Source organism: Rhizobium sp. PAMB 3174 (assembly GCF_052908375.1).
Genome location: NZ_CM128608.1, coordinates 734962 through 759916 on the forward strand (window position 1 = coordinate 734962; position 24955 = coordinate 759916).

General features: G+C 61.3%; 29 protein-coding genes and 2 pseudogenes. 18 read left to right on the top strand and 13 right to left on the bottom strand.

The features are described 5' to 3' along the window. Positions 1–278 precede the first annotated feature (278 nt). Positions 279–926 (top strand): histidine phosphotransferase ChpT, encoded by a 648-nt coding sequence (gene chpT, locus ACU5AY_RS03435; RefSeq protein ID WP_446823391.1) that lies wholly within the window; start codon positions 279–281, stop codon positions 924–926. 151 nt (positions 927–1077) lie between these two features. After that, on the top strand, positions 1078–1440 hold the full coding sequence (locus tag ACU5AY_RS03440) for a response regulator (protein WP_446826027.1): 363 nt from the start codon (positions 1078–1080) through the stop codon (positions 1438–1440). Between the two features lie 168 nt (positions 1441–1608). Here the strand turns inward: ACU5AY_RS03440 and ctrA are convergent, their stop codons facing one another. Further along, positions 1609–2310, bottom strand: a complete 702-nt coding sequence (gene ctrA, locus ACU5AY_RS03445) for a response regulator transcription factor CtrA (protein WP_261929376.1) — start codon at positions 2308–2310, stop codon at positions 1609–1611. 444 nt (positions 2311–2754) lie between these two features. Here ctrA and ACU5AY_RS03450 point away from each other — a divergent pair, with 444 nt between their 5' ends. Beyond that, positions 2755–3105, top strand: a complete 351-nt coding sequence (locus tag ACU5AY_RS03450; protein WP_446823392.1) for a flagellar export protein FliJ — start codon at positions 2755–2757, stop codon at positions 3103–3105. 146 nt (positions 3106–3251) lie between these two features. Then, a complete protein-coding gene (locus ACU5AY_RS03455) occupies positions 3252–3761 on the top strand; it encodes a paraquat-inducible protein A (protein ID WP_446828010.1) in 510 nt (169 codons plus the stop codon). An 81-nt stretch (positions 3762–3842) separates the two neighbouring features. On the opposite strand, the gene sciP is transcribed toward ACU5AY_RS03455, so the two are convergent. From sciP to ACU5AY_RS03515, 12 genes and pseudogenes are all read right to left on the bottom strand, one after another. Continuing rightward, positions 3843–4118, bottom strand: coding sequence for a CtrA inhibitor SciP (sciP, locus tag ACU5AY_RS03460; protein WP_261929379.1), 276 nt, complete (start codon positions 4116–4118; stop codon positions 3843–3845). A gap of 214 nt (positions 4119–4332) precedes the next feature. Beyond that, positions 4333–5373 carry a DUF2793 domain-containing protein gene (locus ACU5AY_RS03465; protein ID WP_446828011.1) on the bottom strand — a complete coding sequence of 347 codons (1041 nt, stop codon included), beginning with the start codon at positions 5371–5373 and terminating at the stop codon, positions 4333–4335. Positions 5374–5507: 134 nt separating this feature from the next. Then, positions 5508–6170: a hypothetical protein gene (locus tag ACU5AY_RS03470; RefSeq protein ID WP_446828012.1), complete on the bottom strand. Its 663-nt coding sequence runs from the start codon at positions 6168–6170 to the stop codon at positions 5508–5510. Between the two features lie 80 nt (positions 6171–6250). Beyond that, positions 6251–6568, bottom strand: a pseudogene (locus ACU5AY_RS03475) (response regulator transcription factor); the annotation flags it as partial. Positions 6569–6636: 68 nt separating this feature from the next. Next, a pseudogene (locus ACU5AY_RS03480) lies at positions 6637–7171 on the bottom strand (response regulator); the annotation flags it as partial. After that, entirely contained in the window at positions 7164–10550 is a 3387-nt protein-coding gene (locus tag ACU5AY_RS03485) for a hybrid sensor histidine kinase/response regulator (protein WP_446828013.1), read from the bottom strand. The pseudogene ACU5AY_RS03480 and the gene ACU5AY_RS03485, both read right to left, overlap by 8 nt. 140 nt (positions 10551–10690) lie before the next feature. Further along, the gene (locus ACU5AY_RS03490) at positions 10691–11032 is read right to left on the bottom strand and encodes a type II toxin-antitoxin system RelE/ParE family toxin (protein ID WP_446828014.1); all 342 of its coding nucleotides are present in this window, start codon (positions 11030–11032) and stop codon (positions 10691–10693) included. After that, positions 11029–11289, bottom strand: coding sequence for a CopG family ribbon-helix-helix protein (locus tag ACU5AY_RS03495; RefSeq protein ID WP_446828015.1), 261 nt, complete (start codon positions 11287–11289; stop codon positions 11029–11031). Before ACU5AY_RS03495 ends, ACU5AY_RS03490 begins: the two co-directional genes overlap by 4 nt. 105 nt (positions 11290–11394) lie before the next feature. Then, entirely contained in the window at positions 11395–11982 is a 588-nt protein-coding gene (locus tag ACU5AY_RS03500) for a DUF1007 family protein (protein WP_446828016.1), read from the bottom strand. Then, positions 11979–12746 (bottom strand): hypothetical protein, encoded by a 768-nt coding sequence (locus tag ACU5AY_RS03505; RefSeq protein WP_446828017.1) that lies wholly within the window; start codon positions 12744–12746, stop codon positions 11979–11981. Before ACU5AY_RS03505 ends, ACU5AY_RS03500 begins: the two co-directional genes overlap by 4 nt. 4 nt (positions 12747–12750) lie before the next feature. Continuing rightward, on the bottom strand, positions 12751–13380 hold the full coding sequence (locus tag ACU5AY_RS03510) for a HupE/UreJ family protein (protein WP_446828018.1): 630 nt from the start codon (positions 13378–13380) through the stop codon (positions 12751–12753). A 92-nt stretch (positions 13381–13472) separates the two neighbouring features. Further along, positions 13473–14408: a DMT family transporter gene (locus ACU5AY_RS03515; RefSeq protein ID WP_446828019.1), complete on the bottom strand. Its 936-nt coding sequence runs from the start codon at positions 14406–14408 to the stop codon at positions 13473–13475. A 428-nt stretch (positions 14409–14836) separates the two neighbouring features. Between ACU5AY_RS03515 and ACU5AY_RS03520 the strand changes: the two genes are divergently transcribed. From ACU5AY_RS03520 to ACU5AY_RS03585, 14 genes are all read left to right on the top strand, one after another. Further along, positions 14837–15046, top strand: a complete 210-nt coding sequence (locus ACU5AY_RS03520) for a cold-shock protein (RefSeq protein ID WP_446823402.1) — start codon at positions 14837–14839, stop codon at positions 15044–15046. Between the two features lie 126 nt (positions 15047–15172). Next, the gene (locus tag ACU5AY_RS03525; protein WP_446823403.1) at positions 15173–15478 is read left to right on the top strand and encodes a cold-shock protein; all 306 of its coding nucleotides are present in this window, start codon (positions 15173–15175) and stop codon (positions 15476–15478) included. 50 nt (positions 15479–15528) lie between these two features. After that, positions 15529–15765, top strand: coding sequence for a 30S ribosomal protein S21 (gene rpsU / locus ACU5AY_RS03530; RefSeq protein ID WP_446823404.1), 237 nt, complete (start codon positions 15529–15531; stop codon positions 15763–15765). 146 nt (positions 15766–15911) lie between these two features. After that, positions 15912–16130, top strand: a complete 219-nt coding sequence (locus ACU5AY_RS03535) for a hypothetical protein (RefSeq protein ID WP_446823405.1) — start codon at positions 15912–15914, stop codon at positions 16128–16130. 307 nt (positions 16131–16437) lie between these two features. Then, positions 16438–17685, top strand: coding sequence for an urea ABC transporter substrate-binding protein (gene urtA, locus ACU5AY_RS03540; protein WP_446828932.1), 1248 nt, complete (start codon positions 16438–16440; stop codon positions 17683–17685). Positions 17686–17764: 79 nt separating this feature from the next. Beyond that, a complete protein-coding gene (gene urtB / locus ACU5AY_RS03545) occupies positions 17765–19387 on the top strand; it encodes an urea ABC transporter permease subunit UrtB (protein WP_446828020.1) in 1623 nt (540 codons plus the stop codon). Beyond that, entirely contained in the window at positions 19384–20547 is a 1164-nt protein-coding gene (urtC, locus tag ACU5AY_RS03550) for an urea ABC transporter permease subunit UrtC (protein ID WP_446828021.1), read from the top strand. Before urtB ends, urtC begins: the two co-directional genes overlap by 4 nt. A gap of 5 nt (positions 20548–20552) precedes the next feature. Then, entirely contained in the window at positions 20553–21320 is a 768-nt protein-coding gene (gene urtD / locus ACU5AY_RS03555; protein ID WP_446828022.1) for an urea ABC transporter ATP-binding protein UrtD, read from the top strand. Between the two features lie 171 nt (positions 21321–21491). After that, the gene (gene urtE, locus ACU5AY_RS03560; RefSeq protein WP_446823409.1) at positions 21492–22187 is read left to right on the top strand and encodes an urea ABC transporter ATP-binding subunit UrtE; all 696 of its coding nucleotides are present in this window, start codon (positions 21492–21494) and stop codon (positions 22185–22187) included. Positions 22188–22372: 185 nt separating this feature from the next. Further along, positions 22373–23191, top strand: coding sequence for an urease accessory protein UreD (locus tag ACU5AY_RS03565; RefSeq protein ID WP_446828023.1), 819 nt, complete (start codon positions 22373–22375; stop codon positions 23189–23191). A 22-nt stretch (positions 23192–23213) separates the two neighbouring features. Then, positions 23214–23516 carry an urease subunit gamma gene (locus ACU5AY_RS03570; protein ID WP_446823411.1) on the top strand — a complete coding sequence of 101 codons (303 nt, stop codon included), beginning with the start codon at positions 23214–23216 and terminating at the stop codon, positions 23514–23516. Between the two features lie 19 nt (positions 23517–23535). Beyond that, positions 23536–23841 carry an urease subunit beta gene (locus ACU5AY_RS03575; protein ID WP_261929399.1) on the top strand — a complete coding sequence of 102 codons (306 nt, stop codon included), beginning with the start codon at positions 23536–23538 and terminating at the stop codon, positions 23839–23841. 13 nt (positions 23842–23854) lie between these two features. After that, positions 23855–24307, top strand: a complete 453-nt coding sequence (locus ACU5AY_RS03580) for a lysozyme inhibitor LprI family protein (RefSeq protein ID WP_446828933.1) — start codon at positions 23855–23857, stop codon at positions 24305–24307. Between the two features lie 2 nt (positions 24308–24309). Then, on the top strand, positions 24310–24954 hold the full coding sequence (locus ACU5AY_RS03585; protein ID WP_446828024.1) for a DsbA family protein: 645 nt from the start codon (positions 24310–24312) through the stop codon (positions 24952–24954). Position 24955: the final 1 nt, after the last annotated feature.

Genomic DNA, 24955 nt, shown 5'->3' on the forward strand with positions numbered 1-24955 from the left:
ATGTAAGCATTTTCCACCTTTCCCCTTAACAATCGGTTTACCAAATATGGTGTCATTATGGCACCGTCGATTTGCCTTTATTACTTGCGTCTCGGGCGGACTATTTGGGCCGCCGATGTGATATCGGTGAAGCTGATACGGGAAAATGACGCATTGTCGCGAGACAAGCGCCACGCCATTTTCCTGTGCCAGGGACACGGCAACCCATTGACGCGCGCCCGGCGGCAGGCAACACCGTGCCACGCGCGCCGCGACCATTCATCAGGAGACTTTCGACCATGAGCAATCCGAACCTCACCCTTTCCGGCCCGGACCTGGCCGCTCTCCTGTGCAGCCGCGTCTGCCATGACGTGATCTCGCCGGTGGGTGCGATCAACAACGGTCTCGAGCTTCTCGACGAGGGTGGCACCGACGAGGATGCACTCGATCTCATCCGCACCAGCGCTCTGAACGCCTCGGTGCGTCTGAAGTTCGCGCGGCTCGCCTTCGGTGCGTCCGGATCCGTCGGCGCCTCGATCGACACCGGTGAGGCGGAAAAGGCCGCGAAGGACTTCGCCCAGGCGGAGAAGAAGGTCGAAGTCAGCTGGAACGGTCCGCGGGCCATCGTCGCCAAGAACCGCGTCAAGCTGCTCCTCAACCTGTTCCTGGTCAGCTACGCATCGATCCCGCGCGGCGGTTCGATCGACGTGACGCTGGAGAATCCGGAATTCGACGCCAAGTTCTCGCTCGTCTCCAAGGGCCGAATGATGCGCGTTCCGGCGAAAATGGTCGAGCTGCTGAACGGCACGCTGTCGGAAGCCGTCGATGCACATGCGGTGCAGCCCTACTACACGGTGCTGCTCGCCGAGGAAGCCGGCATGAAGATCGAGTACCAGGTCACCGAGGACTCGATCATCTTCACCGCAGAAGTTGTGCCGGCGGCGTAACCATTCCTTAGCGCACTGGTTCTATATCTTGTTGGGAGCGTTACAGGTCCGCGTCAGGCGGGCACGTGGCGCTCCTATTTGCTTGAGCCAGCCCGTGCCGTTCTGAGGCCCGGAATGGTGGACCTGGGACCGCAAGGAGATCGCCATGGCCATGCCGAGACTGATGATCGTCGATGGATCGGACATCGTCCGCAAGGTCGGCAAGCGCATCCTGTCCGAAATAGGCTATCTGGTCATGGAAGCATCGAGCGCCCGCGAGGCGATCGTACGCTGTGAAGCGGACCTTCCGAAGATTCTCGTCGTCGATGCCGCCATGGAAGGCGCTCTCGACCTGATCGCCAATGTCCGCGCTCTGCCCAACGGGCCGGACGTGCGCATCTACTACTGCGTCATCGAGGCCGATCTGAAGACGATGATGCCCGGCAAGCGCGCCGGCGCCGACGATTTCCTGATGAAGCCGTTCGACCGGCGCATCCTGACCGAGAAGTTCGGCCACCTCATCGTCGCGGCCTGATCATCTGAGCACCGAAATTCGAGGCAATGCGCCCGGCTCCTCCGGGAAGCGAGGCTCCATGTCGCTCGTCTTTACCCGTTCTTCCCAATTGCGGACATGGAAAAGCCGCCGGAACGTTTCCGTCCTGGCGGCTGATCGCGGATAAGGGGGCTCTGGCTTGGCCTTGGATCAGGCGGTTTCCATGTACTCGCTGCCGTCGGGCTCGCGCAGCACGTAGCCGCGACCCCATACGGTCTCGATGTAGTTGGCTCCACCGGCCGCATTGGCGAGCTTCTTGCGAAGCTTGCAGATGAAGACGTCGATGATCTTCAGTTCCGGTTCGTCCATGCCGCCATAAAGGTGGTTGAGGAACATTTCCTTGGTGAGCGTGGTACCCTTGCGGAGCGAAAGCAGCTCCAGCATCTGGTATTCCTTGCCGGTCAGGTGAACGCGCTGGCCACCGACTTCGACAGTCTTGGCATCCAGGTTGACGACCAGATCGCCGGTGGTGATCACCGACTGGGCGTGTCCCTTCGAGCGACGAACGATCGCATGAATGCGGGCCACCAGCTCGTCCTTGTGGAACGGCTTGGTCATGTAATCGTCGGCGCCGAAGCCGAGGCCCCGGACCTTGTCTTCAATGCCGGCCATGCCGGAGAGAATCAGGATTGGTGTCTTAACCTTGGACAAGCGAAGCGTACGAAGCACTTCGTAGCCCGACATGTCGGGAAGGTTAAGGTCGAGCAGGATGATGTCATAATCATACAGCTTGCCGAGATCGACGCCTTCTTCACCGAGATCGGTGGTGTAGACGTTGAAATTTTCCGATTTGAGCATCAGTTCGATGCTCTGTGCTGTCGCACTATCGTCTTCGATGAGTAGAACCCGCATATTTATCCCCTTTTCCGCCGCTAAAAGGTTTGACAGCCCCTAGAAGCGCCCGGTCCAGTCGTTGCCTGTTAGGAAAGCTGCCACGTAATGGTTAACAAATTCTAATTCCTTCTGGCAAGGAGTATCGAATTTATTAAATATTTTTAGCAGGCTCCTGTTTTTCCGCGTGAATCTGACATCGCCATTTGTGAATCAGTACGTGAAGAAATCCCGCTAACTGATTCTTTCGACTCATCATTGTCGAGACCTAAAAATCGGCCCTGGCATTTACTGACCCTTAAATGATCACCCCTATGATTAACCATGCCCGTAAACGAAAGGTTACCAGCGGTAGGTTTTTGTTAACGCCGTCGATTTTTTTTCGTTAACCGATTCGTTTCGATTGGGTCGGTAGGGTGTTTTTGTGAATGAGCCGGGGTCTCGGTATCCACGGGAGTATTGCGTATGAAGTCACGTGAGAGCCTTACACGCCTGAAGGAATTTCAGGTCAAGGAAAAGCGCCGTCAGTTGCAGCAGTTGCAGATGATGATGGCCGAGTTCGAGCGGATGGCCGACGAACTTGAAAACCAGATTGCCTTCGAAGAGAAGAAGTCCGGCATCAGCGATCCGTCGCATTTTGCCTATCCAACCTTCGCCAAGGCGGCGCGGCAGCGCGCCGACAATCTTCAGGGATCCATCAAGGAACTGAAGATCCAGCAGGATGCGGCCGAACTGGCGCTGGAAGAGGTCGAGGCGGAATACGCCAAGGCCGCGGCGCTTGAGGAGCGGGACAGCTCGCAGCGCCTGCGCGCCTGACGCGGACCGGCCGTCTAGCCTATTTGCTCCCGGGACCGTTTTTAAACGGGCGTCCGCCGGCTTCTGCCGGCCGGTGCCCGCGCGTCGTTCCACATAACAGATATCCGGCCCGCATATTGCGGAGGGCGCAAGGCGTCGCTACATCGATGGTTGCGCCTTTCTGTAGGGGAGGCGGGAGACCCAGAAGGCGGAGCGGCACAATATTGAAGTTTCTGAGATCACTCTGCCTTTTCGCCGCGCCCTTCATGCTGGCGCTCGGCCTGGTGCTGCCGCTCATCGAACTCAACAAGCTGCACTTCTTTTCCGAAACGCCGTCGCTGATCGGTCTGCTGTTCGAACTCTGGGGGAACGGCGACGCGCTGCTGGCCGTCATCGTCGGCCTGTTTTCCGTCGTCTTCCCGATCGTCAAGCTGATCGTACTGACGGCGGAATTCGTGGACGGCAAGCCGCGGGAGGGCAAGGGGCTTCTGGTCGCGATCTTTCCCTATCTCGCCAAGTGGTCGATGATGGACGTGATGCTGGTTGCAATCGTCATCTTCGCGGCCAAGACGTCGGGTTTCGCGACGGCCTTCACCCAGCCGGGACTGTGGTTCTATGCGGGATCGGCGATCCTGTCGGGTATCCTGCCGCAGATAGCGCCAAAGCCGGGCGCGTGAGAAGCAAGGCCCGGATTTAAAATACCGACAAGGATTGGGGAAGAGAAGGAAAGGCTGTGAAAGGGGCTGATGCCCCTTCCATCAATGGCGGTACTGCTGGATGCGAGTGGTTCTCAGACCAGCAAGGCCATGGCTGTTGATGGAAGACTGCCAGGACAAAAATTCTTCAACTGTAAGGGTATAGCGCTCGCAGGCTTCTTCCAGACTGAGGAGGCCACCGCGAACGGCGGCGACGACTTCGGCCTTGCGGCGGATCACCCAACGACGGGTGTTGGCGGGTGGCAAATCAGCAATAGTAAGCGGGCTGCCATCGGGACCGATGACATATTTTACACGTGGACGCATTAACTCGGTCATTGGACTCTCTACTAAACACAAGACCATATGGGGCAACACTAGCCCGCCACATTTAAAATTTGCCTAAAGGCCAAGTAAGAATTTGATAAGAATTGAAAATACCTTGGCCCGATTTGCGCCATAATCGGCCTGAATCCGCCGTTTGGCGGGGCAAACGGGTGCTTTTGGACGGTCCGCAGAAAGAATCTTTTTCTCAAACATTTTCGTCGGATGTTCACAGCATCACCAATATCGCCTCGGTTTTCGTCACATCGAACTCGTATGTCGCCGTGCCGTAATGCTTCAGGCTGAGCGTATCGCCGGCGGAAAGATAGGTGAGGGCGCCGGCAAACTGGCTGTAGCCGTCGGCAACCGTTGCGAAATCGTTAACGGCCACAAGGCCGGTCGAGCCGTTGGCCGTCAGTACGGCCATGTGGCCGGACGTCGAGACGATGCGGGTGGAGAGGCCGACGAGATAAAAGCCCGATGCCGGGATAACGAGCGTCTTGCCGTAACCGCTGGCAAGCGAGGCTCCGAGCGAGACGCCGCCTTGGTTGATATGCAGCGTGTCGAAGCCGGTCTCCTCGCTATCGGCGGGCGTTGCCGTCAGCGGCGAGAGCGCGGCGCGGGCAAGCGGCCGGTTCGGCAGCCGGACGATGCCGCCGGGCGCGATCGAAAAGCCCGTCGCCCAGTTCGCCCCGTCGGGGCTCACCTTGACGGAGAATTCGTCGTTGCCGGCCAGTCCCATCTCGGCGCGGCCCGACCAACCGGTCTGGAGGAGGAGGGATGCCGTATCGCCGGCCGCCGCCTTGTTGACTTTGATCTGGTGTCCGCTGCCGGCATTGTTGAAGAGGCTCGCCGGAGAGGAGACCGCCAGGCGGTTGCTCGCGTCCGCCGTGGCGTTGACGCCGAGCTTCGAGAAGTTCGTCTCATCCGGCAAGGGCAGTTCGACCCAGTCCGTGCCGGTGCAATAGCGCTGCCGGCCGTCGGCCTTGAACCAGGCGCGCCAGCCTTCGAGCGGTTCGATGAAGATCCAGGCGCCATCCTGCCTGAAGGCGAGGCGGTCCGCCTTGCCTGTCCACGCGCCCGTCGGACTGTCGCCGACGCGATAACATTCCCCTTCCTCCGGCGCCTCTGGCTCATCGTCCAGCGTGTCCGCGATCGTCAACTGCACGACCGCGTCGATCAACTGCAGCGCCTCGTTATGCGTCACATGCTTCTGCGCCTGCGAGGGCAGGATATAGGGCATCTTCAGATTGGCGGTGGTCTCGGACATGGGCATCGTCTCCGGCAAAGCAACAACTGCCGGAGAGTATGGGTGTGATGCCAAGGGGGTGGAGACGCGGGATCAGGTGTCGTTGAAAAAGAACCGAAAACAGCGACGTGCGTCCTCCAGTTTTCCGCTCTCACTCAGTCCGATCGACTTGCCTTGTTTTCAGCGACAAGCAGTTCGAACACCTTCGCGAGCACGGGAGCCGTCGCTGCGCCGCCATCAAGATGGGTGAGCGGAACCGTGACAGTGTGCGTTCCTGATCCTCGGAAGAGCCGTTTGATTCTGATATCAAGCCGAAATGCGCGATAATTTATCTCTTCCGCCTTGATCTTTAGATGGATCCCGTAACAAGCGCCCGTTCGTGCCCAGGCCAATTCACAGGCTTGCACCTTGCTCCAGAAAATCTTCTGTTCGGAGGTTCTCTTTTCGATAAAGCCCTCTTCGTCCAGCAGAAGCATGAGTGGTTCTTCGGCAAAGATCGGGTACAGGCTGAACATTGCGAAGATGGTCATCATCACCGCCGTTGTGACCGTCCATATGAGCGCAATTGTCATTACCAATACGTGGCTGACCTCGCCGGACTGAAGTGCCTCAAACTCTGCGTAAGAGCAGACGGCAATGAGTGTAAGTAGAATAAGATAGGCAGGCGACAGGCGCAGTATTTCCAGACGCGGGTGCTTTACATGGGCTCCGCAAATCAGTGGCAAACTGATGCTTATGGCAACCGGCGGCCAGGTCTTGCGGCCAGAAGCCGGCCCCTGAATTGTTATAATCCTGCGATCTTCGTCTTTCGGTTGCATTTGAAAATTCGATTGCTGACGGGGTTATTGGGTCTGGATTTTGGTATTGGTGTTGCTATCGAAGCAGTATTCGCCCGAGCTCACATTTCCAGCAAGACTTGCGCTGCCTTGACGGCTGCGGAGGCGCGGTTTTCGACGCCGAGCTTGATGTAGATCTGTTCGAGGTGCTTGTTGACCGTACGGGCGCTAAGCCCCAGGATTTCGCCGATGTCGCGGTTGGATTTGCCCTTGGCGATCCATTGCAGGACTTCCGATTCCCGGTTCGTCAGCGGGAAGTGTTGACGCAGGATCTCGTCGTCGCTGCTTTCGTTCGCGGCCGTCAGCCGGAAGAGATATTCGTCGCCGCCGATTGCGCCCAGGAAGGTGAGCTGCAGCGCGGCGCGGCCGTTATGCGAGATGGTCAGGGCGCTGTCGCCGCCATCTGCCTTCTCGCGCGCCTCCAGCCAGCGGCCGACGTTCTCGGTGATGATCTCCAGCCCGTCGTCGCTGCCGGTCGCGGCGTTGACGAGGCGGGTTGCCTGCGGCGTCGACCAGTGGATCTTGCCGTCGTTCTTGACCGCCAGCAGGTGACGGCCGGCGGCATCGAGCGCCACGCGGGCGCTTTGCGCGGAGCGGGCGTTGGAGAGATGCACGCGGATGCGGGCGCGGAGCTCGTCGATGTTGATCGGTTTCGTCAGATAGTCGACGCCGCCCGATTCGAGCGCGTGGACGATATGCTCGGTTTCCGAAAGGCCGGTCATGAAGATGACGGGGATCTGCGCGACCGCCGGATTGGCCTTCAGCCGCCGGCAGGTCTCGAAACCGTCCATGGAGGGCATCACGGCGTCGAGCAGCACGAGATCCGGGGTGATGCGGTCGACGATGTTGAGCGCAGCGGCGCCCGATGTGGCAATCAGCACGGAGAAGCCTGACTGTTCGAGCGCATCCGTCAGGAAGCCCAGAGCGTCCGGGGAATCGTCGACCAGGAGGACAATGTCTCTCGGGAGCCCGCTGCTAACCACTGGCCTTGATGCCTTTCTCTTCGAACTGGCTGAGGAAATCCATGTAGCCGGTCATGTCGAATGCTTGCACATAGGCGCGCAGGGCCTCGACGAAGGGCCGGTGGGTCTCATGCTTCTCCATCTCGGCAAGTTTCGCCTCGATGCCGCGAACATAGCCAATTTCGCCGAGCTGCCGCAATTCCCGCACATGCGAAAGGCCGGGATTGGCGATCGCCGAGTGCCGGTCGGTCTTTTCCTCGACGCGCTCCTCCTCGTAGATCCATTCAAGACCGAGATAGGCGGCCAGCTTGTCGATCATCTGGCGGATGTTGACCGGCTTGGCCAGCGTGTCGTTGTGGGCGTCGGTGCCGCCTTCCAGATAGGAGCCGTCGCCGATATTGGCGGACACCATCAGCATCGGCGCGGTCTGGCCGGCGTCGCGCAGCCTTGTTGCCAGCGTCCAGCCGGTCATGCCGGGCATCAGGATGTCGATCATGAACAGATCGGGCTTCAGCTCCGAGACGAGCTGCAGGCATTCCTCGCCGCTTTCGGCCGTCAGCACGACGAAGTCCATCGGTTCGAGAACTTCACGCATCAGGCTGCGGTGATCCTCGTTGTCGTCGACGATGACGATGGTGCGGCGCGGGCCGGTGTAGGAGATGATGCGCTTTTCCGCCGCCGGCGCGGTGCTCGGCCGGTCGATGGCGGCGAGCATCAGCCGTACCTTGAACGTCGAGCCTTCGTCCTTGACGCTGGAGACCGAGATTTCGCCGCCGAGCGTGTTGGTGAGCAACTGCGTGATCGTCAGGCCCAGGCCCAGGCCGGGGCGGGGCTGCACGGTCTCCGCCTCGCCGCGCTGGAAGGGCTCGTAGATGTGGGCGATGTCCTTCTCGGAAATGCCGCGGCCGGTATCGGCGACAGTAAAGGTGGCCACTTGGCTGCGATAGGCGACCGTGAAGCGGACCTCGTCGCGGTCGGTGAACTTGATGGCGTTGGATAGCAGGTTGACGAGGATTTGGCGCAGCCGCTTGTCGTCGGTGCGGACATATTGCGGCAGGTGGGCGGGCCGTTCATGCACGAAGGACAGGCCCTTTGCCTGCGCCTGCGGGCGGAACATGTCGACGATCTGGTCGAGGAAATCCTGGATGTTGATTTCCTTGGAATAGACCTGCAGCCGGCCGGCCTCGATCTTGGAAATGTCGAGCAGGCCGTCGATCAGGCCGGAGAGATGGTCGGCGCTGCGCTTGATCACCTTGATCGCCGACTGGCGCGGGGCGGGGATGGTGTCGTCGCGCTCGAGGATCTGCGCATAGCCGAGCACCGCGTTGAGCGGCGTCCTGAGTTCATGCGACAGGCCGACGACATAGCGGCTCTTGGCGCGGTTGGCGGCTTCGGCGTCTTCCTTGGCCTTCTGCAGCGCCGCGTCGGTCTTCTGGTGGGCGGCGATTTCCTTCAGCAGCAGCGTGTTCTGGCGCGAGGATTCCTCTTCCGCGACCACGCGGCTGTCATGGGCGAGCACGTAGAACCAGCAGGCGACGCCGGTCAGGATGGCGAAGACGAAGAAGACGACAAGGATCGTCCGGTTGACCACCTCGGCGACTTCCGGCGCGGAAATGCCGACCTGATGGGCGATCATCGCCAGGATCGCGCCGATGGCGGAGACGGCAAGGACGACCGCGATGCCGTAGCGCCCGAGCCGCGTCGTCAGGCGGGTGACGATCTCGTCGGAGAGCAGGCGACGGGCGACCGCGCCGACCTGCGCGTTGAAGCGCGCCTTCGGCTTGCAGAGATCGTGGCAGCGGCTGTCGAGCGAACAGCAGAGCGAGCAGATCGGCGCGGCATAGGCCGGGCACCAGGCCATGTCTTCCGGCTCGAAGGGATGTTCGCAGATCGAGCAGGTGATGGTCGACATCTCCTGCCATTTCCGTCGCGGCTTGCGGGCGAGGTAATATTTGCCGCCGGTCGCAAAGGCCATCAGCGGCGAGACGATGAAGGCGACGATCAGCGCGATATAGGGCGCAAGCGAGGCGGCGGTCGGTCCCATGGCGCCGAAATGGGCGATCAGCGCCAGCGTCGCTGACGAGCCCATCGAGACGAGGCCGACCGGGTTGATGTCGTAGAGATGGGCGCGCTTGAACTCGATGCCGGGCGGCGACAGGCCGAGCGGCTTGTTGACGAAGAGATCGGCCGAGATCGTGCAGAGCCAGGCCATGGCGATGATCGAGAAGATGCCGAGCGTTTCCTCGAGCAGCTTGTAGATGCCGAGCTCCATCAAGAGCAGGGCGATCGCAACGTTGAAGAACAGCCAGATGACGCGGCCGGGATGGCTGTGGGTCAGGCGCGAGAAGAAGTTCGACCAGGCGAGCGAGCCGGCATAGGCGTTCATCACATTGATCTTCAGCTGCGAGACGACGACGAAGGCGGCCATCAGCAGAAGGGCGGCATTGTGCCAGGGGATCATGTAGCCGAAGGCGGTGAGGTACATCTGTGACGGATCGGCGGCGCGATCGGCCGGAACGCCGGAACTCAGCGTCAGCACGACGAGGAAGGAACCGGCGAGCAGCTTCGGCGCGCCGACGATCACCCAGCCGGGGCCGGCGAGGAAGATGGCGATGCGGTGGCGCAGCTTTCGCGTACCTTCCGGCGGCAGGAAGCGCAGGAAGTCGACCTGTTCGCCGATCTGCGCCATCAGTGCCAGGATGACGGCAGACGCGGCGCCGAATTCGACGAGATCGAAGGGGGCGGTGCCGGAGGCCGCCGGCGGATGATGAATGCCGGCAAAGGCGCGCCAGAGGTCGAATTTCTGCCAGTCCGACAGCGCGATGAAGACGAAGGGCAGGACGTTCAGGATGATCCAGAACGGCTGGGTCAGGAGCTGGAAGCGGCTGATCAGCTGCACGCCGTGGGTGACGAGCGGGATCACCACGGCCGCCGAAATAATGTAGGAAATCCAGAGCGGTATGCCGAAAGCCAGCTCCAGCGCCCCCGACATGATCGACGCCTCGATGGCAAACAGCATGAAGGTGAAGCTGGCATAGATCAGCGAGGTGATCGTCGAACCGATATAGCCGAAGCTCGCGCCGCGGGTCAGAAGATCGATGTCGACGCCGTGGCGGATCGCATAACGGCTGATCGGCAGGCCGACCGTCAGCATGGCGATCGAGGCGACGACGATCGCGAAGAAAGCGTTGGTGGTGCCGTAGGACAGCGTAATTGCCCCGCCGATCGCTTCCAGCGCCAGGAAGGAAATGGCGCCGATCGCCGTCTGCGAAATGCGTTCGGAGGAAAAACGGCGCGCGCTCTTGGCGGTAAACCGCAGCGCGTAATCCTCAAGCGTCTGGTTCGCCACCCAGCGGTTATACTCGCGCCGGACGGGTATGATGCGTTGGCGTGCGGCCATAGGGCTCGTCTGCTGTTCCCGTGTGACGGTCGTGGGAGGTCGCCGTCTTCTTTGAAATTGTGGCGAGTGTCTGCGGATTGCGGGTAATTTGCAAGGGGAGTGAGAGAAGGCAGCGTCGGGCTGTTGCCAAGCCAACGCACTTACTTTGCTCGAAGATCGGGGGCATCCGGATGCTCGAAGTCGAAATCCTCTTCCAGCTCGAGCCGTGGTGGCCTTTCCCTTCCGTGGCGGATCGTGAAAATTGAGATTTCGTCTTTCAAGACTTGATAGTCGACAAGGTACTCGCCCATGACGAAGCGCAGGATGCCTGGAACCGGAATATCGGCGTTGAACTTTCCCATTTCCGGGAAGCGTGACAGTTCCTGTCTCAGTCGCTTCAGATCACCGAGGAATTGCTGGGCGGCTCTCGGACTTCTTGATTTCAGATAACTTGCTTCGCTCCTCACATAGTCTCGTGCGCGAGGCGCGACGGTGACTTTCAAGCTGCCGCTCCTTTGACGATGGCATCCACCTCATCAATGAGTTCATCAAGATCATGACCCTGTCCATCATCAATATCCCGCTTTGCCTCTGCAAGTTCGATGATCTCGCGTCCCTCCGCCGCCAGATAGGATTTCAAGGCGCGAACGAAAACCCAACTTCGGCTTCGGTTGCAGATTTCAGCGATCTCTTCGATTTCGGACAGTACGTCCTTTGGCAGACGCATCGTGATCGGATCTGAAAGCTTATGTTCTGACATCGCTTTTTCCTTCATTTGTAATACAAATGATACCTCGACGCAGGATTTGGGTCAAACTCAATTGCCTGTGCCGCTCAATCTCTGGCAGGAAATGGAAGCGCTGCCCTACTGGCAGGTAAGCGTGATCTTCTCCGGGATCACCAGTCCGCCGAAATAGGCATTGTCCGATGCCGGGCTGATGGTTGTCGTGCAGTTGGTTGCGGCGTCGTCGCCGCGGATCATCGCCGGCCGGTCGTCGGCAAGCCGCATGTCGGCGATATAGCCGGTGTCGGCAACGATTGCCGAGAGGGATCTTCCGGCAAGGGGAATGGCCTCAGGCGGCGTCAGCCCCAGCGAGACCGTCACATCGCCGTCGCGGATCTCCGCGTGAAAGGCTGCGAGCGTCAGCGCAAACCGCGTGCCGTCTTCCGCCGAAAGCCGTGTCAGGTAGTCGAGGCCGGAGAGGTCGGCTTTCATCTTCGCCGCGAGAGCCTGGATTTCTTCCTGATCGAAGGTACCGTCCGCATTGGCGTCGAATGCCTTGACCAGATAGGTGCTGTAGGCCTTGTCGAAGGTCCAGGTTTCGGCCAGCGCGGCAAGGTTTCCGCCTTTCACGTCGAAGAGAACGCGAACGGTGACGGCGACGTCGGGATGGGCGAATGCCGGCAGCGCGCCTGCGGCGAGAAGTGCCAGAGCAAGGAGCGACCGTCTCATGGCTTGCCAACTCCGCTGGCGTCCAGTTCTCCCAGCACCGGTCCGAAGCCGGGATAGTCTCCTTCTCCGGCGGGGACGGCGGAAAAGGCCGGCGGATGAAATTCCTGGTCTTTCGAGACAGCGAAGGCTCCGCCATAGAGAAGGCTGATGGCGATCAGCCAGCTTCCCATGATCTGCGTCGCCGTTCCCGCCCAGGCAAAGCGTGCCAGCAGGCCAAGGGCGGCCGCCAATGCGACGGTCCAGAGCGATGCGGCGAGGTTTTGCGGCACGAAGAAGCGATCGTGCAGCGTGAGATCCGAAAGGCTGACGAGAATGGCCAGCAGCATGCCGGTCAGAAAGGAGACCGGCAGGGCCGGCCAGGTCCGCCATCTGACGGGCAGGACGAGACAGAGCCCGACGACAAGCGTCGCCAGCGGCCCGGCATAGAAGAAGTGCGTGCCGGCACCCGGAAGCGGGGCCACCACCTTCAAAAAGATGTCACGCGCGCCAAACCCCGCCGCCATGCCGGCCATGAGCAGGGCGGTAGCGACAAGCCTTGGTCGGGTCGGCAGTTGCGCCAGCAGAAAGCCGAAGCCGATCAGCGGCAGAAGACGGTCGAAGGACAGGGAGGGCTGCAGCGCCCATCGCAACAGGTCGCCCTGGACGTCCGTTTCGCTGATCGCCGAGAGGACGATCAAGCCGGTCCCAGCTATAAAGAGGGCGAGGGTAAGCGCGACATGCCGGCGCCAGCCGCCGGTGCGTGCAACCGATCCGACGGGCTTCACCGGGTCAGCTCATCAGGAAGTAGACGCCGCCCGGCGCAATCATGGCGCCGAGAATGCGGGCGAGTTTTCCATTGTATAGCCGTCCGGCGTAGAGGCCGACGAGAATGCCGAGGATGTGGATCATTCCCGTCGCGACGACGAAACCGATGGCGTAATCAGCCGGATCTGTGGCGATCGGCAGTTCCGCGCCGTGCGCGTAGCCGTGGCAGATGGCGAAGACGGAAATGATGGCGAGCGCCACCCATTCCTGCGGCTTCCAGGAAAAGGCGATCGCCGCGCCAAGCACGAGGATCGAAAGCGCAATGCCGATCTCGACGCCGGGGAGGGGAACGCCGGCAATGCCGAGCACGCCGCCGATGACCATGATCAACGGGAAGGTGATCGGCAGGCTCCAGACCGAGCGGCCGCCCATCTGCGCGCCCCACAGGCCGACGGAAAACATCGCCAGCAGGTGATCGGCACCGGACAGAGGATGCAGGAAGCCGTGGACGAAGCCGCCTGCGCTATCCTGGGTGATGTGGGCTTCGGCAATGGCCGGAAGGCCGGCTACGAACACGGCCGCGAGCGCAAGCGTCAAAAGGCTGCTGCCTGCGCCGCCCGTCGCGGTGCGTTTCCCGTCCGCCTGTCTTGTCATGGATCGCCCTTCCTGATCTCGCCTGCCGGAATCTTTATCCCACCATGACAAGCGGTCAAGTCCGGCAAGATTGTGTCGATTGGCTGCCGATTTCATGCGGCCTGTGGCCGCGATACCAGCCAGACGCCGAAGCCGGCGATCACCATCCCGGCGATCGCGATCAGGGTGAGCTGCTCGTCAAGCAGCACCCAGCCGAAGACCGCGGCCACGGGCGGAATGAGGAAGAACAGCGCCGAGACCTTGGAGGCTTCGGAGCGGCTGAGCATGAAGAGCAGCAGCGAGATCGAGATCAGCGAATTGGCAACGACCAGCCAGCCGAGCGCGACGAAAAGGCCGGCACTCCAGTCGACCGGGCCGCTTTCGAAGGTGAGCGCCATGGGGGCGATGGTGACGAGGCCGACCACATACTGGATCAGGTTGACGGTGACCGGATGGGCTTTGACCGGAAAACGCTTCTGGTAGAGCGTGGCTGCGGCCATGCCGATGGTGGAACCGACGCAGAGGATGAGGCCGATGTCGAGCGCCGCGCCCATTTCCTCCGTCTGGCTGCCGACGATGACGATGATGGCGCCGGCGGCGCCGAGGATGAGGCCGACCCATTTGACGAGGTTGATCCGCTCGCCGGTGACGAAGGGGGAGGCAAGCGCAACGAGTAATGGCTGCATCGAGGCGATTACCGCCGTCACTCCCGCCGAGACGCCGAGGTTCATGCCGCCATAGGCAAGCCCGAAATAGACCGACTGGATGAGGAAACCCACGACGGCAATGTGCAGCCAGCCGATCGCCTTTGCCGGCGCCTGGGCGCGCATGATGAAGAAGAGCGGCAGGAAGACGACCACGATGATGCCGTAGCGTAGCGCCAGGAAGGTCAGCGGTGGCGCGTGCTGCAGGCCGACCTTGGCGAAACCGAAACCGGACGACCAGAAGACGAGAAAGAGCACGGGCGCGATCCTGGCGATCAGGGCGCCGTGGCGGTGCTCATCGGCGGGCGGGGGCGATTGCGTCCCGGTCTGGTTCTGGGTGCTCATTCCGGCCTTCGACAGAGAAGAGGGAGAGGGAAGGATGGGATCATTGGAGTGCTGGCCGAGACGTTTCCGGGACGAGTCGAAAGGAAAACGCGGACCGCATGCTTTTGTGTCACCACGCGGCGCCAGTGGCAAGTCGGCACGGCGCGGGCCGTGGCGTAGATGTCGGCAGGCGAAGAAAATTTATTTTAATATAGGCAATGGTTTCAAGCTGTTGATGAAAAAGTATCGCTCTGATCCGGGGTGGTCGAGGAACTAAATTACCGATTGTGATTGATTGTTTCTCCACAACGGCTATATATGGGGCATCGAACTTTGCTTGTGACTTTTGCTTCCGGAGCTTTTGCTCCTCTTCAGATCTCCTTTCAAAACATCGAGCTTTTCCTGGCGAGCTACAGCCGGGCAACACCAGCGATTGAAAGGTAATCGTTATGAACACAGGCACAGTTAAGTGGTTTAACAGCACCAAGGGTTTTGGTTTCATTCAGCCGGACGACGGATCGACGGACGTTTTCGTTCACATCTCCGCCGTTGAGCGTGCGGGTATCCGTTCGCTGGCCGAAGGCCAGAAGGTTGAGTTCGAAGTTGTTCGCGACCGCAAGTCCGGCAAGAACTCGGCTGACAACCTCAAGGTTGCCTAATTGTCATTCGCGCCTGCTGACCACGGATGTACTGGCAGTGTGGCGCTTGAATGACCTGGAGAGGTCGGGGTAACCCCCGGCCTTTTTATTTATTTCCCCCGGGCTTTGCCCGATGAAGGAGCGACGATGAAGAGCAGAAGCGGAAAAGGCTTTGCCGCTGGCGATGTCGTCATATTGCATTCCGGCCTGGTCAAGACATCGACTGACCTCAGGACATGCACAATTGTCAGCGTCTTGCCGGCAGCCGATCGCGGCGAGCGGCAGTATCGCGTGCAGTTTGAAAACGAAAATTTCGAACGGCGCGTGGTGGAATCGGACATCGAGACGCTGAAGAAGGCTGTGGCTGTAGAGGGCGGTGGCATTGTCGCCGGCAGCGGCAACTCCTGGTTGAAACCACTTCGGTCGAAGGCCAGCAGATCTCTGCCCCGTTGAAATAAAATGCGGTGCCTCGCCGCGCAGACAGACAAAAGGAAGGAATTGTTTTGCAGGTTCTCGTCAGGGACAACAACGTCGATCAGGCACTCCGCGTACTGAAGAAGAAGATGCAGCGCGAAGGCGTGTTTCGGGAAATGAAACAGCGCAGCGCCTATGAGAAGCCTTCTGAGAAGAGAGCCCGCGAAAAAGCAGAAGCCATCCGTCGCCACCGCAAGCTGGCGCGCAAGAAATTGCAGCGTGAAGGCCTGATCCCGGGCCCCAAGAAGGTCGTGCGCGCGCGCTGACCCGATTTGCCCGTCACGCCGGTTTTCCGGCGTGAGGGCTGTCCTCGCCTTCTGGCAGGTCCCGGTCCACAGGGTTGGCTCCGCCGATTGGCGCGGAGCAACGGCCCGACCGACATCTCCATTGCATGTGCCGAAAGGAAGAAGACATGGCTGCCAGCAAAGACAAATTCTTCGATCCCGCCAAGATGAAATCGAAGGACAAGGCGACCGTGACGGACGATACCGCCCGCGCCATCATCGCGGCCGAAGCGACGGCCCGCGACAAGAAGACCGAAAAACTCCGCGCCCTGCGCATGGCCCAGGACGCCGAAGCGCCGGCCGAGCCGGTCAAGGCGAAACGTACCCGCAAGACTGCGGCGCGCTGATCCTTCCAGAACGGCCGCATCTCAATGCCGGCCACAATCCCCCGAACTGACATACTCGCCACCCGACATTATAGATGTCCGCTGCCGGCAATGTTTTGCCGCGGCGTGACGCTGGTGCATCCAGCGTACATTTGCCCCCTCTGCCTACGTCAATTGACGTATATCGCAACGCACAATCCCGTCGGATAGTCGCCTGCAGCAGCGGTTGACGTTTTTCTCCCGCGCCGTTGCGGAGTGAACGAGAAGAGGGGTTCAAACCAAAATGTCTATCACCAGCAAAATTTCTGGTGCGCTTCTGGCTGCGGCCATGTCGGCTTCGGCCTTCACCAGCGCACTTGCCGCCGACGACACGATCAAGGTCGGCATCCTGCACTCGCTGTCGGGCACGATGGCGATTTCCGAAACCACGCTGAAAGACGCCATGCTGATGCTCATCGACGAGCAGAACAAGAAGGGCGGCCTTCTCGGCAAGAAGCTCGAGGCCGTCGTCGTCGACCCGGCTTCCGACTGGCCGCTGTTTGCCGAAAAGGCACGCGAGCTGATCGAAAAGGACAAGGTTGCCGCCGTGTTCGGCTGCTGGACCTCGGTTTCGCGCAAGTCGGTGCTGCCGGTCTTCAAGGAACTCGACAACATCCTGTTCTACCCGGTCCAGTATGAAGGCGAAGAGTCCGAGCGCAACGTGTTTTACACGGGTGCTGCGCCGAACCAGCAGGCCATTCCTGCCGTCGACTACCTGATGAAGGAAGAAGGCGTCGAGCGCTGGGTTCTGGAAGGCACGGACTACGTCTATCCGCGCACGACCAACAAGATCCTCGAAGCCTATCTGAAGGCCAAGGGCGTTCCGGCCGAAGACATCATGGTCAACTACACGCCGTTCGGCTTCTCCGACTGGCAGACCGAAGTCGCCGCGATCAAGAAGTTCGGCTCCGCCGGCAAAAAGACCGCCGTCGTCTCTACCGTCAACGGTGACGCCAACGTTCCATTCTACAAGGAACTCGGCAACCAGGGCATCAAGGCCGAAGACATTCCGGTCGTCGCCTTCTCCGTCGGTGAAGAAGAACTCGCCGGCATCGACACCAAGCCGCTCGTCGGCCACCTCGCTGCCTGGAACTACTTCGAATCCGTCGATACGCCCGAAAACAAGGCCTTCATCGAGGAGTGGAAGAAGTTCACCGGCAACGACAAGCGCGTGACCAACGACCCGATGGAAGCCCACTATATCGGCTTCAACATGTGGGTTAAGGCCGTAGAAGCGGCCGGCACCACCGATCCGGACGCCGTCATCGACGCTCTGCCGGGCATTGCGGTCCCGAACCTCTCGGGCGGCTACTCTGCCATGATGCCGAACCACCACATCACCAAGCCTGTCCTCATCGGCGAAATCCAGGACGACGGCCAGTTTGACATCGTCTCGCAGACCTCCGGTCTCGTTCCGGGCGATGCCTGGTCCGACTACCTGCCGGATAGCAAGGACCTGATCTCCGATTGGCGCAAGCCGATGTCCTGCGGCAACTTCAACGTTGCCACCGGCAAGTGCGGCGGCAAGGGCTCCTAAGCTCCTGCCTCTCGCTTGAACCGAACATGCCGCAGGCGGGATTCCTGCCTGCGGCTTCATGAAAAGGGGCGGGCCGATCATGTTCAAAAGACATTTTCTTCATCTATTCAGAGTTATCGCGGCGGTCTTCGTTCTTGCCGCTGCCAGCGGGCCGCTGCATGCGGAAGACTTGAAGACGCTGATCAATTCCTTCGCGGGCGCCAATTTCAACAAGGTGGAAAAGATCGTTACCGATCTGGCTGCAACGGGAGACACGGCGGTCGTGCCGGCCCTGAATGCGCTGTCGAACGGTGATCTCTATGTCCGTACCTCCGACAATCAGGTGTTCATCACCAAGAAGGCCGGTTCCAATCTGGCGCTGATCGACCCCTTGAGTGGGGAAAAGGTCGGCGAGGAAGCGGAAGGCGCGCTCACCAAGATCAAGGTGAAGAACAGCATCCGCCGGACGATCCGTTCGGCGATCGGCACGCTTACGCTGCAGAGCCCCAAGCGCGAGGTCAGGCTGTCGGCGGCGAAGTCGCTCCTGCAGTCGCCGGACCAGGAAGCGCTCGAGCCCGTCGAGACGGCGCTCGCGGCTGAACAGGATCCGGAAGTCCGTGCCGCGCTTCAGGAGGCGCATGCCTTCCTGATCATGAGTTCCGACCGGCCGCTCGCCGAAAAGCAGGCCGCGGTTGAAATTATTCGCGACATGGGCGGCCAGGATGCGGTCTCCGTCCTGATGGCGGCGCAGGGCGCTGCCGGCGACGAGCTGAAGCCCGACATCGACAAGGCGATCGCCCACATCCAGAACGCCCAGCAGCTCTGGAACGTCGTGCAGAACATCTGGTACGGGCTGTCGCTCGGCTCGGTGCTGCTGCTTGCCGCCATCGGCCTTGCCATCACCTTCGGCGTGATGGGCATCATCAACATGGCGCATGGCGAAATGGTCATGCTCGGCGCCTATTCCACCTTCGTCGTCCAGCAGGCCATCCGCACCTCCGCGCCGTGGCTGTTCGACTGGTCGCTGGCGATCGCCCTGCCGGTGGCCTTCGTCGTCGCCGGGTCCGTCGGGCTCGTCATCGAACGGCTGGTCATCCGCTTCCTCTATGGCCGGCCGCTGGAAACGCTGCTTGCCACCTGGGGCATCTCGCTCATCCTGCAGCAGGCGGTGCGCTCGATCTTCGGGCCGACCAATCAGGAAGTCGGCAATCCGAGCTGGATGTCCGGCGCCTTCCCGCTCGGCGGGCTGACGATCACCTGGAACCGCATGTGGATCATCGTCTTCTCGCTTGCTGTCTTCGTCTCGCTGCTGATGCTTTTGAAGCGCACGCCGTTCGGACTGCAGATGCGGGCGGTCACCCAGAACCGGCGCATGGCCTCCTCGATGGGCATCCGTACCGCCTGGGTCGATGCCTTCACCTTCGCGCTCGGCTCCGGCATTGCCGGCATGGCGGGCGTGGCGCTGTCGCAGATCGATAACGTCTCGCCCAATCTCGGGCAGGGCTACATCATCGACAGCTTCATGGTCGTCGTCTTCGGCGGCGTCGGAAACCTCTGGGGCACGCTGGTCGGGGCCTTCTCGCTCGGCATCCTCAACAAGTTCCTTGAGCCCTATGCGGGTGCGGTGCTCGGCAAGATCATCGTCCTCGTGCTCATCATTCTCTTCATCCAGAAACGTCCGCGCGGCCTGTTCGCGCTGAAGGGAAGGGCGGTGGAAGCATGATCACCTCGTTTGTCCTCCGCGCCCTCGACAGAAAAATCGTCTTTGCCGCAGTCATCCTGCTCGCTCTTGCGGTTCTGGTTCCTGTCCTGAACCTCATGACCGACCCGCAAAGCGCCATGCACATCCCGACCTACATCATGGCGCTTTTCGGGAAATACCTGACCTATGCTCTACTCGCCCTGGCGCTGGATCTGGTCTGGGGTTTCTGCGGTATTCTTTCTCTCGGCCACGGCGCCTTCTTCGCGCTCGGCGGCTATGCCATGGGCATGTACCTGATGCGGCAGATCGGTTCGCGCGGGGTCTATGGCGACCCGATCCTGCCGGACTTCATGGTCTTCCTCAATTGGAAGGAACTGCCCTGGTTCTGGTACGGCTTCGACCAGTTTTGGTTCGCCATGCTGATGGTGCTTTTGGTGCCGGGCCTACTTGCCTTCGTGTTCGGCTGGTTCGCCTTCCGCTCGCGCGTCAACGGCGTCTACCTGTCGATCATCACCCAGGCGATGACCTACGCGCTGCTGCTCGCCTTCTTCCGCAACAATATGGGCTTCGGCGGCAACAACGGCCTGACCGATTTCAAGGACATCCTCGGCTTCGACATCCAGGCCGACGGCACGCGTGCGGTCCTGTTTGCCGCCTCGGCGATCTTCCTCGCGCTGTCGCTGATCCTCGCCTCGGCCATCGTCCGGTCGAAATACGGCAAGATCCTCGTCGGCATCCGCGACGCCGAAAGCCGCACGCGCTTCCTCGGCTTCCGGGTGGAGCACATGAAGCTCTTCATCTTTGTTGTCTCGGCGATGATGGCGGGCATTGCCGGCGCGCTCTACGTGCCGCAGGTCGGCATCATCAATCCCGGCGAGTTCGCGCCGGCCAACTCGATCGAAGTCGTCATCTGGACGGCGATCGGCGGGCGCGGAACGCTGATCGGGCCGATCATCGGCGCGGTCCTCGTCAATGGCGGCAAGACGATCTTCACCGGCCTATTCCCGGAGGTCTGGCTGTTCGCGCTCGGCGGACTGTTCGTCCTCGTCACCCTCTTCCTGCCGAAGGGTATTGTCGGGACGGTGCAGCAGTATTTTGTCACCCGCAAGGAATACCGGGACGCGGCAAAGGCTGAAGACAATCGCGGTGGCGGCGAAGCCGAACCGCAAGCGGCGGAGTGAGACGCATGCAGGTCAGTGATACGTCAGTCGAACGGCCCTCGAGCCTTCTCTATCTCAACGGCGTCTCCGTCTCCTTCGACGGGTTCAAGGCGCTGAACAGCCTCTCTCTCGTCATCGCGCCGGGGGAACTGAGGGCCATCATCGGTCCGAACGGCGCCGGCAAGACGACGATGATGGACATCATCACCGGCAAGACCCGGCCGGATTCGGGCGAGGTTTACTTCCAGGGCGATATCGACCTGACCAAGCGCGACGAGGCCGACATCGCCCAGCTCGGCATCGGCCGCAAGTTCCAGAAGCCGACCGTGTTCGAAAGCCATACGGTCTGGGACAATCTGGAACTGGCGCTCAACCGCGACCGCGGCGTCTTCGCGACGCTTTTCTACACGCTGACGTCGGGCGACAAGGCCCGTATCGAGGAAATCCTCGAAACGGTGCGCCTGACGGATCGCAAGGACGATCTGGCGGCAAACCTGTCGCACGGGCAGAAGCAGTGGCTGGAGATCGGCATGCTGCTCGCCCAGGAGCCGAAGCTTCTCCTGGTCGATGAGCCGGTCGCCGGCATGACGGATGCCGAAACCGTCGAGACGGCGGCACTGCTGCGTGAAATCGCCAAGACCCGCTCGGTCGTGGTCGTCGAGCACGACATGAGCTTCATCCGCGATCTCGGCGTCAAGGTCACCTGCCTTGCGGAAGGCTCGGTGCTCGCCGAAGGCTCCATCGATTTCGTCTCGAATGACCAGAAGGTCATCGAGAACTATCTCGGGAGGTGAGGGGATGATGTTGCTTGGTTTTGCACCCCCCTCTGCCCTGCCGGGCATCTCCCCCACAAGGGGGGAGATCGACGAGAGGCAAGCCGCGGAGACCCAATCTCCCCCCTTGTGGGGGAGATGTCACGAAGTGACAGAGGGGGGTGAAGCCTCCCCGCATGAAGGAGAAACCCCATGCTGACCGTTGAAAACGCCAATCTTCACTACGGCGCGGCGCAGGCGCTGCGGGGGATTTCGATCAAGGCGGAGATGGGCAAGATCACCTGCGTGCTCGGGCGCAACGGGGTCGGCAAGACGTCGCTCTTGCGCGCCGTGACCGGCCAGCATCCGCTGTCGAAGGGCAAGATTACCTTCAACGGCACCCCGCTTGACGGCATGGCGCCCTATGCGCGGGCCAAACAGGGGATCGGTTTCGTGCCGCAGGGCCGCGAGATCTTTCCGCTGCTCACAGTCAAGGAAAACCTCGAAACCGGATTTGCGCCGCTGGCTCGCAAGGACCGCAGCATTCCGGACGACATCTTCAGTCTGTTTCCTGTTCTGGAAACGATGCTATCGCGACGGGGTGGGGACCTCTCCGGTGGCCAGCAACAACAGCTGGCCATCGGACGTGCGATGGTGACCCGGCCGAAAATCCTGGTGCTCGACGAGCCGACCGAAGGCATCCAACCGTCGATCATCAAGGATATCGGCCGGGCTATCCGTTACTTGCGGGATTCGACCGGCATGGCGATCCTGCTGGTCGAGCAGTATCTCGACTTCTGCCGGGAGCTTGCCGATCACGTCTACATCATGGACCGCGGCGAGATCGTTCATGAGGGCGCTGCCGAAACGCTGGATACGCCGGAGGCGCGCCGCCACCTGACCGTTTGATGGGCACGCCTGCCGCCAAAAGCGGCAGGCGTATTTCTGGTGGCGGACGCGATGTGGCAAACACGGCGCTTGAAGGCGGGCATGAAAATTGCTTACCTGCAAAGCGTTGAAAGATAAGAACAACGCCTGAACGGCGTGACAGGCTGCAAGCCGCGTGGATGCGCTGGCGACGAGGGGAGAGACATTTGTCTGCACTGGCGGAGACACTGCCGCAGCGGGCGCGGGGCACGGGCCGGCTGGTCGCCAAGCCGCTGGCCGGGCGCACCCGCATTGCCGAGCTTTATCAGGAGGGTGCTGCCAAGATCCGCCTGCCGACCACCTTCGACGCCAGCATGGAAGCCGTGCTCATCAACACCTCCGGTGGACTGACGGGCGGCGACCGCATGGACTGGACGATTGCCGCCGGTCCCGACACCCATCTCACCGTCACCACGCAGGCCTGCGAGAAGCTCTACAAGGCGTCTTTCGGCACGGCCGAGGTCACGACGCGGATCGAGGCGGGCGAGGGGGCGCGGCTTTCGTGGTTGCCGCAGGAAACCATTCTCTTCGACCGCGCGTCGCTCACGCGCTCGCTCGAGGTCGATTTGGCCGAGACGGCGGAATTCGTCGCCGTTGAAGCCGTGCTTCTCGGCCGCAAGGCGATGGGCGAGACGATGCGCGAGGGCTTCTTTCGTGACCGCTGGCGCATCCGTCGGGCCGGTCGGCTGATCCATGCGGAGGACCAGCGACTGGAGGGCGACATCGCGGCGCTGACGGCGCGGGCGGCATCCCTTTCCGGCGAGGTCGCGTTTGCGACGGCGCTTTATTGCGGCCCGATGGCGGAGGCCTATCTGCCCAAGGTGCGGGCACTGATCGGCGATGCCGCCGGCGGGGCCAGCCACTGGGGCGACAAGCTGATCGTCCGGCTGGTCGCGCCCGACGGCTTCGCTTTGAGAAAAATCCTGATCCCGGTGATTTCGGCCTTGCGCGGCGGCGCGTCCGTGCCGAAAGTCTGGAACCTATAGATCGCAAACGAGTGGAACGACAATGAACCTCAGCCCGAGAGAAAAAGACAAGCTGCTGATTTCCATGGCGGCGATGGTGGCCCGGCGGCGGCTGGAGCGCGGCGTCAAGCTGAACTATCCCGAAGCGATCGCGCTGATCACCGACTACGTCGTGGAAGGGGCGCGTGACGGCCGCACGGTCGCCGATCTCATGGAGGCGGGCGCGCATGTGATTACCCGCGACCAGGTGATGGAAGGCATTGCCGAGATGATCCACGACGTGCAGGTGGAAGCGACATTCCCCGACGGCACCAAGCTCGTCACCGTGCACGAACCGATACGTTAAGTGGTTGGGAGACTGATTCATGATTCCGGGCGAACTGATTGCCGCTGAAGGCGAAATCGAACTGAACACCGGTCTTCCGACCGTCACGCTGGAGGTCTCCAACACCGGCGACCGGCCGATCCAGGTCGGCAGCCATTATCATTTCGGCGAGACCAATCCCGGCCTTTCCTTCGACCGCGACAAGGCACGCGGCATGCGGCTCGATATTCCGTCGGGCACCGCCGTGCGTTTCGAGCCGGGTCAGACGCGGCAGGTGACGCTGGTGCCGATGTCGGGCAAGCGCGAGGTTTACGGCTTCCGCCAGTCCGTCATGGGCAAGCTCTAGGAGAGTGCGCGTGTTGAAGTTTCTTGCCGTTCTCGCCGTCGTCGGCCTGCCGCTCGCGGCCAGTGCTTCCGCTCAGCAGAATCCCGATGTCGACTGCAGCGATCCGACGACGCAGACGGACATGAACATCTGCGCCTATCAGGACTGGCAGGCCGCCGACAAGGAACTAAACGCCGTCTACAAAGAGGCCGTCGCCTATGCGAAGGACGAGGACACCCAGTTTGCCGACATCGACAAGAACCTGGTCGGCGCGCTCGATGCGCTGAAGAAGGCGCAGCGCGCCTGGGTGGAGTATCGCGACGGGCATTGTGACGGCATGGGGTTCCAGGCGCGGGGCGGCTCCATGGAGCCGCTGCTTGTCGGCTCCTGTCTGGCTGTCCTCACGCGCCAGCGCACCAAGGAACTGAAGGAACTGATGACCGGGCTGGAATCGCAGCAGGTCGACGAGGGCGAGGAACAGAAATAGCCATGGCCCGCCGGATCGCCATAGTCGGAAACGGTGACGTGCCGCAAGACGCGGCAGAGCGCGTCGACGCCTGCGACTTTGTCATCCGTTTCAACGACTGCCGCTCCTTGGCAGGCAAGCGCGGTCGGACGGATGTCGTTGCGGTCTGCAATACCGGCCGGCCGGGCAGGGAGATGCTCTACGAGAGCGACTGGCGCGAAATCTCTGCCGTGCGTGCTGCCACATCCATCTGGTGCGTGCGCGACCCGAAGAAGTTCGAGGACATGCGCGCCGCGCTTGCCGAAAGCCATCCCGATCTCGATGATTTCTGCGACGACTATACCGACGGCTTCGCGGCCTTCGCGGCAGAAACCGGCAAGGGTTTCCGGGTCATCGACAGGCGGGTGCACGAGCAGCTCGACGCCGATCTCGCCAGTGCCGGTGCAGGCGCCTATGTGGTGCCGTCGTCCGGCGTGGTAGTGGTCGCCGAGGTGTTGGCCCATCACGCAAAATCCGAAGACTCGATCCTGCTTGCCGGCTTCGGCCATCAGGGCTGGGACGGGCATCCCTTCGCCGCCGAAAAGGGTCTGGTCGACCGTTATGCCGGCGAAGGCCGGCTTATCCGTATTTCCGATATCTCCGTAATCTCCCCGCTTGAAGGAGTGTGAA

Excerpts from the sequence above, each read along its gene's own strand:
- chpT (WP_446823391.1), top strand. The coding sequence starts at position 279 with ATGAGCAATCCGAACCTCACCCTTTCCGGCCCGGACCTGGCCGCTCTC.
- ACU5AY_RS03440 (WP_446826027.1), top strand. The coding sequence starts at position 1,078 with ATGCCGAGACTGATGATCGTCGATGGATCGGACATCGTCCGCAAGGTC.
- ctrA (WP_261929376.1), bottom strand. The coding sequence starts at position 2,310 with ATGCGGGTTCTACTCATCGAAGACGATAGTGCGACAGCACAGAGCATC.
- ACU5AY_RS03450 (WP_446823392.1), top strand. The coding sequence starts at position 2,755 with ATGAAGTCACGTGAGAGCCTTACACGCCTGAAGGAATTTCAGGTCAAG.
- ACU5AY_RS03455 (WP_446828010.1), top strand. The coding sequence starts at position 3,252 with ATGGTTGCGCCTTTCTGTAGGGGAGGCGGGAGACCCAGAAGGCGGAGC.
- sciP (WP_261929379.1), bottom strand. The coding sequence starts at position 4,118 with ATGACCGAGTTAATGCGTCCACGTGTAAAATATGTCATCGGTCCCGAT.
- ACU5AY_RS03465 (WP_446828011.1), bottom strand. The coding sequence starts at position 5,373 with ATGTCCGAGACCACCGCCAATCTGAAGATGCCCTATATCCTGCCCTCG.
- ACU5AY_RS03470 (WP_446828012.1), bottom strand. The coding sequence starts at position 6,170 with ATGCAACCGAAAGACGAAGATCGCAGGATTATAACAATTCAGGGGCCG.
- ACU5AY_RS03485 (WP_446828013.1), bottom strand. The coding sequence starts at position 10,550 with ATGGCCGCACGCCAACGCATCATACCCGTCCGGCGCGAGTATAACCGC.
- ACU5AY_RS03495 (WP_446828015.1), bottom strand. The coding sequence starts at position 11,289 with ATGTCAGAACATAAGCTTTCAGATCCGATCACGATGCGTCTGCCAAAG.
- ACU5AY_RS03500 (WP_446828016.1), bottom strand. The coding sequence starts at position 11,982 with ATGAGACGGTCGCTCCTTGCTCTGGCACTTCTCGCCGCAGGCGCGCTG.
- ACU5AY_RS03510 (WP_446828018.1), bottom strand. The coding sequence starts at position 13,380 with ATGACAAGACAGGCGGACGGGAAACGCACCGCGACGGGCGGCGCAGGC.
- ACU5AY_RS03515 (WP_446828019.1), bottom strand. The coding sequence starts at position 14,408 with ATGAGCACCCAGAACCAGACCGGGACGCAATCGCCCCCGCCCGCCGAT.
- ACU5AY_RS03520 (WP_446823402.1), top strand. The coding sequence starts at position 14,837 with ATGAACACAGGCACAGTTAAGTGGTTTAACAGCACCAAGGGTTTTGGT.
- ACU5AY_RS03525 (WP_446823403.1), top strand. The coding sequence starts at position 15,173 with ATGAAGAGCAGAAGCGGAAAAGGCTTTGCCGCTGGCGATGTCGTCATA.
- ACU5AY_RS03535 (WP_446823405.1), top strand. The coding sequence starts at position 15,912 with ATGGCTGCCAGCAAAGACAAATTCTTCGATCCCGCCAAGATGAAATCG.
- urtA (WP_446828932.1), top strand. The coding sequence starts at position 16,438 with ATGTCGGCTTCGGCCTTCACCAGCGCACTTGCCGCCGACGACACGATC.
- urtB (WP_446828020.1), top strand. The coding sequence starts at position 17,765 with ATGTTCAAAAGACATTTTCTTCATCTATTCAGAGTTATCGCGGCGGTC.
- urtC (WP_446828021.1), top strand. The coding sequence starts at position 19,384 with ATGATCACCTCGTTTGTCCTCCGCGCCCTCGACAGAAAAATCGTCTTT.
- urtD (WP_446828022.1), top strand. The coding sequence starts at position 20,553 with ATGCAGGTCAGTGATACGTCAGTCGAACGGCCCTCGAGCCTTCTCTAT.
- urtE (WP_446823409.1), top strand. The coding sequence starts at position 21,492 with ATGCTGACCGTTGAAAACGCCAATCTTCACTACGGCGCGGCGCAGGCG.
- ACU5AY_RS03570 (WP_446823411.1), top strand. The coding sequence starts at position 23,214 with ATGAACCTCAGCCCGAGAGAAAAAGACAAGCTGCTGATTTCCATGGCG.
- ACU5AY_RS03575 (WP_261929399.1), top strand. The coding sequence starts at position 23,536 with ATGATTCCGGGCGAACTGATTGCCGCTGAAGGCGAAATCGAACTGAAC.
- ACU5AY_RS03585 (WP_446828024.1), top strand. The coding sequence starts at position 24,310 with ATGGCCCGCCGGATCGCCATAGTCGGAAACGGTGACGTGCCGCAAGAC.